At 43.4% G+C, this 13224-nt stretch carries 12 protein-coding genes and 2 pseudogenes; 7 read left to right on the forward strand and 7 right to left on the reverse strand.

The genetic code is table 11. The annotated features are described in order from the left end of the window. Positions 1-162 precede the first annotated feature (162 nt). The 6 genes and pseudogenes from HFU86_RS19275 to HFU86_RS19300 form a co-directional block, all read right to left on the reverse strand. Entirely contained in the window at positions 163-429 is a 267-nt protein-coding gene (locus tag HFU86_RS19275) for a hypothetical protein (RefSeq protein WP_132497264.1), read from the reverse strand. 13 nt (positions 430-442) lie between these two features. Beyond that, complete coding sequence (locus HFU86_RS19280; RefSeq protein WP_187129920.1) at positions 443-1165, reverse strand: plasmid SOS inhibition protein A; 723 nt, start codon at positions 1163-1165, stop codon at positions 443-445. 42 nt (positions 1166-1207) lie between these two features. After that, a complete protein-coding gene (locus tag HFU86_RS19285) occupies positions 1208-1324 on the reverse strand; it encodes a chromosome partitioning protein ParB (protein ID WP_187129921.1) in 117 nt (38 codons plus the stop codon). Between the two features lie 166 nt (positions 1325-1490). Further along, positions 1491-3188 carry a ParB/RepB/Spo0J family partition protein gene (locus tag HFU86_RS19290; protein WP_187129922.1) on the reverse strand — a complete coding sequence of 566 codons (1698 nt, stop codon included), beginning with the start codon at positions 3186-3188 and terminating at the stop codon, positions 1491-1493. Positions 3189-3248: 60 nt separating this feature from the next. Further along, positions 3249-3539, reverse strand: coding sequence for a hypothetical protein (locus HFU86_RS19295; protein WP_132497267.1), 291 nt, complete (start codon positions 3537-3539; stop codon positions 3249-3251). Between the two features lie 674 nt (positions 3540-4213). Continuing rightward, positions 4214-4369 (reverse strand): annotated as a pseudogene (locus HFU86_RS19300) (DUF4113 domain-containing protein); the annotation flags it as partial. A gap of 310 nt (positions 4370-4679) precedes the next feature. Here HFU86_RS19300 and HFU86_RS19305 point away from each other — a divergent pair. From HFU86_RS19305 to HFU86_RS19330, 6 genes are all read left to right on the forward strand, one after another. After that, the gene (locus HFU86_RS19305) at positions 4680-5294 is read left to right on the forward strand and encodes a recombinase family protein (protein WP_132497268.1); all 615 of its coding nucleotides are present in this window, start codon (positions 4680-4682) and stop codon (positions 5292-5294) included. Positions 5295-5880: 586 nt separating this feature from the next. Then, a complete protein-coding gene (locus HFU86_RS19310; protein WP_006663314.1) occupies positions 5881-6474 on the forward strand; it encodes a fimbrial protein in 594 nt (197 codons plus the stop codon). A gap of 52 nt (positions 6475-6526) precedes the next feature. Next, positions 6527-7219 carry a fimbrial biogenesis chaperone gene (locus HFU86_RS19315; protein WP_187129924.1) on the forward strand — a complete coding sequence of 231 codons (693 nt, stop codon included), beginning with the start codon at positions 6527-6529 and terminating at the stop codon, positions 7217-7219. A gap of 14 nt (positions 7220-7233) precedes the next feature. Then, on the forward strand, positions 7234-9741 hold the full coding sequence (locus tag HFU86_RS19320) for a fimbria/pilus outer membrane usher protein (RefSeq protein WP_187129925.1): 2508 nt from the start codon (positions 7234-7236) through the stop codon (positions 9739-9741). Positions 9742-9752: 11 nt separating this feature from the next. Then, positions 9753-10829 (forward strand): fimbrial protein, encoded by a 1077-nt coding sequence (locus tag HFU86_RS19325; protein WP_187129926.1) that lies wholly within the window; start codon positions 9753-9755, stop codon positions 10827-10829. Between the two features lie 12 nt (positions 10830-10841). Beyond that, a complete protein-coding gene (locus HFU86_RS19330) occupies positions 10842-11552 on the forward strand; it encodes a fimbria/pilus periplasmic chaperone (RefSeq protein ID WP_187129927.1) in 711 nt (236 codons plus the stop codon). A gap of 10 nt (positions 11553-11562) precedes the next feature. Here HFU86_RS19330 and HFU86_RS19880 read toward each other — a convergent pair. Continuing rightward, a pseudogene (locus tag HFU86_RS19880) lies at positions 11563-11682 on the reverse strand (IS110 family transposase); the annotation flags it as partial. Between the two features lie 205 nt (positions 11683-11887). Here HFU86_RS19880 and HFU86_RS19335 point away from each other — a divergent pair. Then, positions 11888-13087, forward strand: a complete 1200-nt coding sequence (locus HFU86_RS19335; protein ID WP_187129928.1) for an IS91 family transposase — start codon at positions 11888-11890, stop codon at positions 13085-13087. Positions 13088-13224 lie beyond the last annotated feature (137 nt).

A 13224-nucleotide genomic window follows, 5' to 3' on the forward strand; every position in this document is an offset into this window, starting at 1 on the left:
CACTCTCTTTCTATCATTATTGTTATGTTGCGCTAAACCCAGAATGGTTCGGGGTTACCCGAACCATTTCTTGTCTTTGCTCAACGAAGCTCCAATGTTGTGTCAATGTGGATGCACCACTGGATATTTTTACCTCATAACAAACAGTATTTATTATTAGTATTAAAACAGCGTTAGACAAGTTGCTAAAAATGCACCTTTGATATCCTGATTGCAGGGCATGTAATAAGTAGCATAATCATCTTTTGGTACAGCTTTATAATAGCCCACCATGATATCGTCACAGGCTATCCACGTAGCGCGATCATCCTCGGTGATCTCATTGGCCGCAATGGCAGAGTTAATCACAGTTTCCTTAGTGTGCTCACCTCGCATTATGAGCACCAAACTGTCCTCAGTTTCGAGTAAAACAACTGGTGTTTCCTTCATCTTAAGCCCCCTTTTAACGGGTTAATTTATTGGGTATGGCATAACCATCCAGTAATTGCTCTCCGTATGATCGGGTATCAATTTCGTCATAAAAATCCAAGAGAGCCGACCATAATGGGGCAAAATCCAGGTATTTTCGTAAGTTCAACGAGCTAAAACGCTGCGTCCAGTTCACCAGTAATTCAATCAGATCATAATCGTGAATACCATCACGATTAAACCGGTTGTACCACGATTTAAACTCACTGGGGGTAATAAACGCTAACTCAATTTCGGCTTGCGCTAATCGGTTCTGGTACTGTTGCTCGACTTTAATTTGCGCTTTTTGTCGGGCGCGACTCTCAACGTGGTTATGCGATTGAATTTTGCGATCCTGCCGTTCACAGTCGCGAAAATAGCGTTCAGGGAAAAAATCGCGTACATTGCGATCGGATAACGGTAAAGGACAGACCAGTCCTCGGGACTGAATAAAGGTATCAAGTGCCGCAAGATAACGATTTTTTGACGGCATAGCCCGTTTGTCATCAAACGCCAAAATCAGGGTGATTTTCAGGTCGTCACATGTGATTGCGCCCGTATTGCCCGTAAAAAACCGAATTAAAGCACACGCATACGGATAACGTTTTTGATAGTGTCCTTTTTCAATTTTATCCTCCACATGAATGATGGCTTTTGCTGCCGCATATTGACGGTCGTTAAAAGGAACAAGGGCTAAATGGTTTGGGATCGTTGTCATGATTAGTCACACTGCCCTTTTCAAGGCAGTGTCTCCTCGTTTTTATTGAACATTATCCGTGTGATGAGTGTCTGCGTTGACATTGAGAAAACAGCTAGGCAACCAATGCGTGTCTTTGAGGCTGTTTTCAGCTAATTCCGCCGCATCCCCTTTCTTCATTTTGACAGCTTCAAGGGCTTTATCTGATGCCCCTGCATCGGTTAAACAATCACTGATTTGGTCTTTACTGATACGCCCAAAGAGGTTCGCTTTCGTCGGTTGCCACCATTGACGAAAATCAAAGGCAATCGCCTGTTCAATCGGGCGCAGAGCTTTGGCTAACGTGTTATCGTGCGGTCAACGTTTGCGCTGAACAAAACGCCAGTAATGCGACTAAATCCGCTTGCTCCCATGTCAGTAACCATGAAAAATCGGCTTGCCATGCGTCAGGGAGACGCATTGACCATGACTCAAATTGCGTATTGAGTAATTGCATTGCTTCACTGTCTTGAGCCGTCGGTGCATTGTTGAGTAATTCGTCCTGAGCACGTGAAAATTTAATGTTAAACGCGGTTTTGGCATACGGGGAACCAAACACCTGAATACACGCGTCATGCACCAACATCACCAATGCCACGTTCGGATGTTGTGTTAATGCCGCTTGAACGGCTAAGGTGCGCTCCGAAGAAAGACTTTTGCACAACGCTGCGCTGTAGGTAGAAACCGTCTCAACTTGAGTCGTTGATTGTTCACTCTCACTTTCAATTTCGCTTTCCGCTTCACTGCACTGTGGCGCTTGCTGTGCTAAGTCAATGACGCCACGGATGACACACGGCTCTCCATCACGGTCAAGGAAGACAACTACGCCTTTTGTGGCTTTTCCATCGGCTGACCACGCCTGATTTTTGGTACGGTCTTTAATGTCTTCAATCTGCTTTTCGCAATCTGCCACCGCTTGGCAAAGGTCAGCTTGTTCATTTTCGTCATCTGTTTCCCATGATTGCTGACGTAAATCTGTTTCACGAGCACGCAATTCAGCCAGTAAATCCGTAAATTCAGGGGGAATGACCGCCTCGGGCACATGACTGAGAGACAAGGTTTCCGCGTCATTACCGTAAAAACTTGGACGCTCTAAGCGGGCAATACCGTACTGCCAATTCTCAATATCGGCTAACAGCTCCGCACACACAGTGAGCTTATCGAGTGCCAATTTTTCTAATAGTGGAGCATTTTCAATGAATCCAGCTTCGGTGAAGAGGTCAATTTCAAGGGTTCCCCCTGCTTGCTCGTAGGCATCCAACCCAACAAACTTCACCAGTCGATTATTTTCGACGGGGGTTTTAGTTTCTTCAACCGCTTCACGTAAGTAACGTGGCTCTTTTTTCCAACCCGTTGCATTGTTCCAGACCATCACTTGGCGGTCGTGGTCAGGCGTTCCGGCTAACGCTTGCAGTTGGTCTAGGGCGATATTGTCCACATCCAACTCAGCTAATAGCTCGGGAGCCATGTTTGCCAAACGCAGACACTTTTTCACATGGTGAGTGCTAAACCCTAATAAGTCACCAATTTCAGACGCATTCTTGCCTGTTTTTTGTAGCTCGATAAAAGCATGAAGTTGGTCGGCTGGATGCATGGCTTCACGTTGGCTGTTCTCCGTCAGGGAAATAATCAGCGCATCGGACTCTGAAACCACTTTGACGGGCACAGGGAAACTCGACGCTAAATGCCCTTTTGTCACCAATTGTTGTAACGCCAGAAAACGACGTTGACCCGCAGCAACCCCGTAGACGTCATTGTCCATCGGGTAAACCACCAAGTTTTGTAACACCCCGACCGCTTGAATACTGTCTGCCAGTTCTGACAAGGCTTTTTCATCGATTGGGCGTTTACGCACATTGAGTTCACTTTGCATCAATACCGATAACGGCAATACATGTGCTTCCATGCTGTCCAATGCCTGATAAATCGCGTCGGCCTGTGCGGATTTTGTGCCTTTTTTTGCTTTACGTTGTTTTGGGTTAATGATAGTTTCTACTGTAGACATGTTAGTTACCTCTAGTTGATTAATGGTCTGGGTTAAGCGAGACTCAACCTCGCTTAACCCCTATTTCCCCTGAATCAGTTCAGGGCGCAGATAAAATAAATGGTTCAAATTGTCACTAAAACCAATCGGATACCCCTCTTTCATAAAAATACTGTTGGAATCGAAAGCATCACTGTGCAGCGTGATTTCTTCGTCGTACAACTCAGGTGAAATATCCCCCTCGAACAAATCCAATAACCGTGTTAATGGCGCAATGTAATGCAATAAATCCGCTTTCTGACCATCTGTCAGTGGGGTTTTACCCCTTCTTTCGTTAGATTCTGGAGCTGCAAGGTGTTGATGTGATGACATATTTGAATCCTCCTCGGTGTTAATGATTTCTTTCGTTGAGTTCCTCCGCTGCAAAGGCCGTACAGAGCCGAGACAAGGAAGAAAGCAAGGGCGGAGACAAAATTGTTGGTAAGCGCAGCGGCAAGAATTTTGGTGGAGTTCACTTAACCCTTGCTGTATGACGACTTGAGGCTATGTTTTAGGCCAAGCTGTGGGACACAATGAACGATTAACGACACAAACGGTGAAAATGGCAGCACCCGACTTGCCGCGAGAGAAGCGAACGGCAAGTCGACATTAACGCTTAGCGCAGCTAAGCAGTGAACCAGGGGCGGTCCCGCAGGGGGCTGCACCCCTACCCTTTGCGCCACGTTGAAAACGTAAAAAAGGCGCAGCGGTTGACCTTTCAAGCCGGTTGACCCCATTTTCCACATTTGGCGAGCCAGTGAACGCGCCCCAAACAGGCGCGAGAACGGGAGTGTACGGGGAACCTGCGCCAACTGTGTGTAAATGGGGTCAATCCGGCGTTCGGCTTAAGCCTGGCTCAATGCCAGCATGAAGCCGTTGCCCCGAAACGCAAAAAAGGCATATCCACAAAATCAGTGGATAACTTTAAATAACTATGTTGATAACAAGGTTAATGAGCTGATTAATGAATGAATATTAATAATGTTCAAAAAATCACCAAATATTGATTAGCATTTTACGACAGGAATGTCCGAAAATTGAGTTGTCCAACCCGGGGAAAGAAATTGCTGCTTCATTTTCCACAACGCTCCTAAGGGATGACCATAATAAAATTGCTCAGCCTGGCCTTTTCGGAGTGCTCGCATCGCCTCAATGCCCTTAATGGGGCACTGTTGCAAAGTTTTACTGAGATTAACCTATCTACCATATATAGTCATTTATATTAATAAAAATCCAATATATTGTGGCTATAACACTTTATTTTTTATAAAAATCACACTTTGCAACAGTGCCGTTTATTTTTGATGGCCATCCCTGATCCTTATATTTATTCAAACGTAATTGTCACATTATCATTAAAACACACCCTTTACGTGCCATAATTTAAATGACGGGTAATGTGACTTCCATTGACAGAGTCCGGCACAAAAATCAGAATGTCACATAATCGAACGTATATGTGACAGGTGTAAAATGTTAATTGGTTATATGCGGGTATCAAAAGCAGATGGTTCTCAGGCGAATGATTTACAGCGTGATGCGCTGATCGCTGCCGGCGTTGACGCTGCCCATCTTTATGAAGACCGGGCATCGGGCAAGCGAGAAGATCTCCCTGGACTTATTGCCTGTCTGAAGGCCCTGCGGCCAGATGACACCCTGATTGTATGGAAACTGGATCGACTTGGTCGCGACCTTCGTCATCTCATTAATACGGTGCATGACCTTACCGGACGCGGGATAGGCCTGAAGGTACTGACCGGTCACGGAGCGACTATCGATACCACGACAGCTGCCGGCAAGCTTGTTTTTGGGATCTTTGCCGCACTGGCCGAGTTTGAGCGTGAACTGATTGCTGAACGAACGACTGCAGGTCTGGCATCAGCAAGAGCCCGTGGGCGGAACGGCGGCCGGCCTTATAAAATGACGCCAGTCAAACTGCGACTGGCAATGGCATCAATGGGGCAACCAGAAACAAAGGTCAGTACGCTATGCCAGGAACTTGGGATAACCCGGCAAACTTTGTACAGGCATATTTCCCCTGATGGTCAACTGCGAGCGGATGGGATCAAGTTGCTCAACCGTGGATAATTTGAACGGACGGAAAAATCTGAGGTTCCGGCGTAGAACCCCGATGTGATTTTTTTGTGTGGCGTAGAACTGCAGGCAACTAAAAACAATGACGCTAAAGACAAAAACACCAGACGTTTTTTCATGGTTAAACATCCCATATTATGGTTAGATAAAATAAATACCGGTAGGTAATTGACCGGTGGAGAAATAAGGTAAAAGTTAAAGGTTAAAAGCTGACGTAATAAATAACCGTCTCATCTTCGATTAATTAATAATGGGTAGTCATTATCTGAATAGCTGGTTATTCAGAGGGGCATTTTTTCCAGCGTGTTTAGAGCCTATCTCAATAGGGATTAATTACCGCATAAAAAAATATCATCACTGTAACCAAAACCTTATACAGCCTGACTTTTAAGTATCGATATAGATGGGTAAGGTAATGAATTTACCTCCTATTGAGATAGGCTCTAAATATGCGTTTTAAAGTTTAATTTAACACACTTTACATATTGTCACTCGTTATCTAAGCTTAAGAAAGCTAGACAACTTTTCTAGCGAAAAAATCACTTATTTTAATTAATCGAGAACCTCGATGGGGTTAATTATGCCTAGACATATACTTTCTCTATCAATACTGTCCTTATCCGTGTTATCTGGCTCAGTAATTGCTGCCACAAATAGCCCTGGAGGTATTATTTCTTTCTCCGGTGCAATTAGTGATACTACCTGTACGATTAATGGTAATAACAGCGCTGATATGTCGATTGCTTTAGATCCGATTATATCTTCTGATGCAGGAACAACGGCAAGTACAGTTATTACAAAAAACCAAAAAGCCTTTGGGCTTACCTTTTCAAACTGTGCAATTGTTGGTGGAGGTACGCCAGCAGGGACATTAAAACTTCACTTCTCTTCAAGTAATATTTCGCCTTCAGGCCTGTATTTAATGAATACAACAGTGAACGAAAATGATCCGGCCGTTGCTCGTAACGTGGGCTTTAGCTTGTCACAGACTGGATCACCAACCGTTGCTATTCCATTAAATACGACCTTTGATACTCAGTTAACCGCAGCCAATACCACTTCAGCTGCGGGTGCAACATTGAACTTAATTGCTAGCTACTACAAAACAAATGCGACTGCCGCATCTGTCGGTGCGCTGCAATCAAACGTTGTTTATACCGTTTCATATCTATAACAATAAACTCAAGCTAGGTTCCTCTGAACCTAGCTTTTAGTGAGAATTTATTATGAAAATAAAATTATTATTCTTACTTCTTTTATTTTTTTCTAAAGAAACATTTTCAAACGTTATTATTACAGGAACAAGGATTATATATCCAGAAGCTGCACAAAGCATGTCTGTGCAATTAACTAATAAAAGTAACACACCGTCATTAGTTCAATCATGGATTGATGATGGTAATATAAACTCAACACCTGAAAATTCAGATACTCCGTTTTATCTTTATCCTCCTATTATCAAAATAGAGGGTTTACAAGGTCAACAATTAAAAATTAAAAAAACAGACAGAAAACTTCCAGATAATGTTGAAAGTGTTTTTTATTTAAATGTCCTAGATATTCCTAAAGCGCCAGATTCAATGAAAGGGAAAAATGTCATTCAATTAGCGGCGCGTTCAAGAATAAAATTATTTTATCGACCTAAGGGATTAACTGAATCACCTGAAAATATCACGGACAATATTAATTACCAGCTAAATAATAACGGTATTGTCGTGAATAATAATTCCCAATACCACTTTACAATTGCTGCTATTACAACGCCTGAAGATAAAAAAACAACGCTTGTTGATTCAGAGATGGTTCCACCCCACACATCCAAAACACTGCCGTTAAAAAAGCAGTTAAAAGGTAACAATCTTATTCTGACTTATGTTGATGACTATGGTGTTTTCAAATCTAAAAACCTTCAGCTTTAACAGAAGAAACCATCATGAAAAAAGAAAATTATCTCTACATCCTTATTTTAATAGGGCTACAGACTTATCTAAAAAATGCATTTGCAGATGAATTCGATACCTCCCTTTTGGTAGGTGAATCTGCAAAAGGAGATATTTCTCGTTTCTATTCGGATGGACAAATTCCAGCGGGCAAACAACTTGCGGACATCTATGTTAATCAGGTTTGGAAAGGACAGTTTGACATCAATGTTGAAGATAATGGTAAGCAAATCAGCATTGCGCAAAGTGATGTCCCTAAGCTCGGTTTAAAAACCACACCTAACCAAACAGATCAGCCTGAGGATAACGCATATGTTCAACTCAGCTCACTGGCACCCAATTTACATTACCAATTTAAAATCAGCGAATTACGACTAAACATTACCGTTCCACAAGTGTCGATTAAACAATCTGAATCTGGTTATGTCGATCCCAGCTTGTGGCAACATGGCGTGCCAGCCATTATTTTTGCTTATAATACAAACTATTACACTTATAAAGAGAAGAAACACGAAAAGAGAAATAATGAGAATTTCTATGCCACCCTCAACTCGGGTGTCAATTTAGGTGCATGGCAATTTCGTGATGAATCCAGTTATCGCTATTCATCCCATGGCTCGCAAAAATGGCGCAATAACACCCGCTATGTATACCGCCCAATCAGCCAGATTAACTCAGGGCTGAAGGCTGGCGATTTTTATACACCAACGGCGCTATTTAATAGCATCCGTATGCGAGGAATAATGCTCGCAACGGAAGTGGGTATGTTGCCAAACTCAAGCCAAAACTTTGTGCCGATTATTCGGGGCGTCGCACAAACCAACGCCTTAGTCAGCGTTTATCAAAATGGGTATTTGGTCTATCAAGAAAACGTGCCGCCAGGTGAATTCGCATTTAACGATATTCAGCCTAGCGCGGGAAGCGGTGATTTATTGGTGGTCATACAAGAAGCGGATGGGCGAAAAGAATCATTCTCTGTTCCCTACTCCGCCGTACCCGACATGCTTAAAGAGGGTGTTTCCAACTATAACGTTCTTGCTGGGCAAGCAAAAATCGACAATACCTCATACCAACCTAAATTTATTCAAGGTGAATATCATTACGGCTTGAATAACTTAGTGACGCTCTATTCCGGCGCTCTACTCAGTGAGAAATATTATTCCGCCGTCATTGGAAGTGGTTGGAACTTTCGCTTTGGTGCTATCTCCGCAGACGTCACTCATGCCAAAACTAAATTGGATAGTGGAGATAAGAGTGGTCAAAGCTATCGTTTAACCTACAGTAAATTTATTGATGCCACTTCGACCAGTTTAACGCTCGCCACATACCGCTATTCCACTAGCGGCTACTATAGCTTTGTCGATTCAATTTATTCTCATGATAACTATAAAGCCTGGCAACGATATCAAGACGAAAATGCCAACCAAATTGGCAATAATAATAACAATTCCGATCTCTCGCTAAGTAACTTCGATGCCTTACGAGGCTCACGGGCGAAAAATACCTTCACCGTTAACTTGAATCAGCAACTTGGCGACAATTATGGCTCTGTTTTTGTTTCTGGAACCCATCGTGATTACTGGAATACTCACGGCAGTAGCCGAGAATATCAAGTTGGTTATGCCAACAACTACAACGACATTTCCTACAACGTATCTGTATCACGGATGCGTAATTATGATAATAAAGAAGAAACCCGCGTTTATATGAATATCAGCGTTCCCATTAGCCTATTCGAAAAACGCGCTAACGTGAGCTTAGGCAGCTATTTTACTGATTCTCACTATGAACAAACTGCCATGAGTGTCAGTGGCATCGCGGGGAAAGATAACCAAATTAATTACACCGTGACAGGCACGAATCAGTCTGGGGGTAACAATGTCCTCGGTGGAAATATTACCTATAAACACCCTTACACCACATTATCCGGTTCTTACACCGAAGCGAATGATTATCGTCAGGCAGGGTTAGGTGCCCGAGGTACCTTGGTTGCTATCCCTAACCATATCGCCTTATCGGGTGATACCGGGGATACCTATACCATCATTGATGCCCCAATGGCCGATAATATGATGGTTAATGACAATAAAACCACACTAACCAATCAGCGCGGTGTGGTGCTCGTGACCAACAGCACCCCTTATCGCGCTAACTCATATACCCTTTCTGATACCGAAAACACGGCTGGCGCTGAAGTGCTCGGAAATATGGCGAACATCAGCCCGTATCAAGGCGCAGTTAACTACATCAAGTTAGAAACAGACACTCGACAAACCTTTATTTTACGTGGTGAAAAAACGGATGGTCATAGCCTGCCATTCGGTACAGAAGTTGTGGATCCACAACAGCAAAGTATTGGATATGTAGGGCAATCTGGCGTGTTGTACCTCAAGAGTGATCAACTACCTTCAGCCTTACACGTCAAGCTGAAAGGGGAAAAAGAGTGCGTCATTCATCAACCAATTAACACGATGGATAAAGGTAAAAACCGCTGTCAATAAAGGAACATCCAATGAAAAAAACCACATTGGCATTATTATTTTCCAGTTTACTTGCCGTCAGCCAGTATGCCTCTGCGAACTGTCGACAAGCGACAACAGTCACGGCGTCCCCGATTACGTTTGATATATCAAACGATTTAAGCAACTCATCGACTGTCGTGGTCAAAGACTCTCGAACCATATTTTCCGGTACATTTACTTGTACCAATAATGGACTACTCCCTAATGTCGTTGGTATTGCCTCACCATTTCAAGGTCGCAAAGCAACGGTAGGGTTTAATGGCGGCAAACAGCTAGTTGAAATTACTGTGACCAAACTAGAAAAAAATAATGTCACGGGTCTTGCTGTTGGCTCCCATAACGCCAATGAACTGAATGTGAATTTTACAATGCAATTTACCCTTGTGAGCACCAAACCTAGTACAAACTACACTGAAATTGCTGGTAATACCGTCTCTATTAACCCCGTCGTTTTTGCCTCAGATGCCTCCAGCTTCGGTCTTGTGAAGTGGCTTGTGGATGTGGTTGTCAGGCTTCTCGCTTTTTTACTTGGGCTGACTTGGACGACTCAACCCGACGATATTTACTTACAACCCGTGCTAGTCACTTATAGCCCCATTACCACCACTTGTAACTTTGCGAATCAGGGTCTAGTCGTGACTTTGCCACCCGTCAGTATTAGCACGGTCAAATCGGCAACTCGTGCAGGCTATACCCCCTTTAATCTCAACTTCACTTGCAGTGATTTTCTTGCGGGAGGCAATGCATCAAGGGATATCAGTATTTTCTTATCCAGCAGCAGCTTACTCCCAGCAGATAAAACCACCATGAATAACACTGCCAGCCAAGGCGCTGCCGGTGTAGGTTTTAGACTCGTGATGGCGAGTAATCCTAATACGCCTATCACTCTATCCAATAGCGTGTCAGCACAAAGTACCGCAACGTCTATTTTCACTGTGGCAAAAGGAAGTCCCATTTCCCCATCATTTACCCTCAATATGGGGGCTTACTATTACCCTTATACCCCTTCCATCGTGACACAAGGTCCCGTATCCAGCACCGCAACTGTAGTCATGTCATACAACTAGAAGGATGAAAAAATGCGGTATATTCAAGGAGTTTTTTACGGTTTAATGTTGCTTCTTCTTAGCTCGCAGACGCATGCGAGCTTAATACTCAAAAAAACGCGTTTGATTTACTTAAGCGACCAAAAATCTGCCAACATTCAAGCCATTAATGACAGTGAACAAGCAAGTTTAGTCCAGAGTTGGATTGATGAGGGCAATATCCACTCCACCCCTGAAACGACAAAGGTGCCGTTTATTGTGACGCCCCCCGTGACCAAAATCGCCGCTCATGATGGCACGCAATTACGGATTCGATTTATTGGTGGGGATTTACCACAAGATAGAGAATCCGTTTTTTACCTGAATGTTCTTAATATCTCGCCAAAACCTCAAAATAAAGAAGGGATGAATATTATCCAGCTGGCGCTACAAATTCGTATCAAAGTTTTTTATCGACCCACAGCGCTTGCCAATGGCGTAGAGTCGTTTATCAATAACGTGAGTGCGTTACATTCCGAAAATCAGCTTTCGATTAAAAATCCCACCCCTTATTTTTTGAATATTTCACAGCTCTATTATGAAAATAACCAAAATAATCCCATCGCGAAAAGCGTTATGATCCCACCCTATTCAACCGAAAAGATCGAAGGGAGTCATCGGCAAAATGGCAAACTTATTGCAGTATATATCAATGATCAAGGTAGTCTAGTAAGCCACATTATACAAACTAATCAATTATATTGATAATCATACCCTATATTTTATCAATTCTGGCTAGCTTATTGGCCAAAATGCAGGTAACCACAAAATTGTTTTTTCTTTGTAATAATTGCTTAACCCAATTTTGATGTTGAATTGAACATATCAAAATCAGGCAATTACACAATCTTATATACAGGCTCCCACAGTGCACTGGGTTATCGTTCATGGTTAGGAAATTCGATTAACAGTTTAAGGGGTCTGAAGCCCAACCGTATGAAAACGTACGCTAAGAACATAAGCACGCCGTTGGCGTGAGCATCGCGGCAAAGCCGCTCTATTTCTAGGCAACACCCTTCTCGTCTTTTATACTCTGCTCTATGTATATTCCCAGACCGGCTAAACTGCTATTTCAATACCATGACGGATGGGATCGCTTCATCGATAACAACCCCGTCGATGAATGGCAACTCCTCTGTGTCGAAAAGATGCTCGCCTGTAGCACCTGTGCTATGGGCGTTCGACGTTATTGCTGCTCTTCTCCTGATTGCACCCATTCACGCTTCTTTTGCCAAACCTGTAAATCTAAAGCCTGCAGTGCCTGTGGTCTCAAAGGTACCAAACAATGGATCGCCCAACAGCGCCATATTTTGCCGGATTGCGAATGGCAACATATCACCCTCACTATGCCCCACCTGCTTTGGTCTTTCTTCAACAATAATTGGCCCTTGCTCAACCAACTCTTTCGCTGCGCCACTCGTGCTATGCTCAAACACGCCAAGCGCCTAGGGCTCGAAATTGGCATTTTTTGTGCGCTACATACTTATGGTCGCCAACTTAATCAACATCCGCATATTCATTTGTCAGTGACCCGAGGCGGTCTCACCAAATACGACACCTGGAAGCCCATTTTCTTTAAAAAGAAAGACGTCGAAAAAGTCTGGCGTAGTGCCGTCATTCGCCTCCTGCGTGACAGCTATTTCCAGTTACTACCGAATAAATTGCCTGGCTTCGGGCATATTCGCGATTATCCGACCTGGTGTCGTTACCTCAATGCCCAGTTCCAACGCTATTGGAAGCTGCATTTTGCTAAAAAGACCCGAGGCGCGTGGCACAACGTCAAATATCTTGGACGTTACTTAAAACGACCTCCTATCTCGGCTTCTCAATTGAAACATTACAGTGGGGGTACCGTGGTTCATCATTATTATGACCACCACAGCCAACAATATCGACGACAGACCCTATCCCAAGAAGAAATGATACGACGTTATGTCAGTCATATCCCAGCGCGGCATTTTAAGATGATCCGTTATTACGGTTTTTTAGCCAATCGAAAACGTGGACGCTTGTTACCTAAAGTGTATGACGCGTTGGACATGATACATCCTAACGTGCCTGAAAAACCGGGCTTTGCAGCGCTTATCAAAGGGTTTTTAAACACCGATCCGTACCAATGCATTTTATGTGGGAACCGACTGCGGTTTATGAGTGCGGAAAAAGGCCTACACGCGGTGACTTTACTGTCAGAAAGGCGGGATAAAATGGACAAAAAACGATGGTTGCAAACCGCTGCCTAGGATCAGTGTGCCTATTACTTCAGTTTTTGGTTAAAAATGATGCGATTACGCATTAGCATAGTTAAATTTAAATACGATATAGACCCTTTAGGACATACGATTTCAAAGGTATCAAAATCGATTAAAGCAGCGAAATA

Origin of the sequence: Providencia sp. JUb39 (assembly GCF_012272845.1) — a bacterium.
GTDB classification, from domain to species: Bacteria; Pseudomonadota; Gammaproteobacteria; order Enterobacterales; family Enterobacteriaceae; genus Providencia; species Providencia lanzhouensis.

Bases quoted from the DNA above. Each gene is read 5' to 3' on its own strand.
- HFU86_RS19280 (WP_187129920.1), bottom strand. From the start codon at position 1,165: ATGACAACGATCCCAAACCATTTAGCCCTTGTTCCTTTTAACGACCGT.
- HFU86_RS19335 (WP_187129928.1), top strand. From the start codon at position 11,888: ATGTATATTCCCAGACCGGCTAAACTGCTATTTCAATACCATGACGGA.
- HFU86_RS19315 (WP_187129924.1), top strand. From the start codon at position 6,527: ATGAAAATAAAATTATTATTCTTACTTCTTTTATTTTTTTCTAAAGAA.
- HFU86_RS19330 (WP_187129927.1), top strand. From the start codon at position 10,842: ATGCGGTATATTCAAGGAGTTTTTTACGGTTTAATGTTGCTTCTTCTT.
- HFU86_RS19320 (WP_187129925.1), top strand. From the start codon at position 7,234: ATGAAAAAAGAAAATTATCTCTACATCCTTATTTTAATAGGGCTACAG.
- HFU86_RS19290 (WP_187129922.1), bottom strand. From the start codon at position 3,188: ATGTCTACAGTAGAAACTATCATTAACCCAAAACAACGTAAAGCAAAA.
- HFU86_RS19310 (WP_006663314.1), top strand. From the start codon at position 5,881: ATGCCTAGACATATACTTTCTCTATCAATACTGTCCTTATCCGTGTTA.
- HFU86_RS19285 (WP_187129921.1), bottom strand. From the start codon at position 1,324: ATGAAGAAAGGGGATGCGGCGGAATTAGCTGAAAACAGCCTCAAAGAC.
- HFU86_RS19325 (WP_187129926.1), top strand. From the start codon at position 9,753: ATGAAAAAAACCACATTGGCATTATTATTTTCCAGTTTACTTGCCGTC.
- HFU86_RS19275 (WP_132497264.1), bottom strand. From the start codon at position 429: ATGAAGGAAACACCAGTTGTTTTACTCGAAACTGAGGACAGTTTGGTG.
- HFU86_RS19305 (WP_132497268.1), top strand. From the start codon at position 4,680: ATGTTAATTGGTTATATGCGGGTATCAAAAGCAGATGGTTCTCAGGCG.
- HFU86_RS19295 (WP_132497267.1), bottom strand. From the start codon at position 3,539: ATGTCATCACATCAACACCTTGCAGCTCCAGAATCTAACGAAAGAAGG.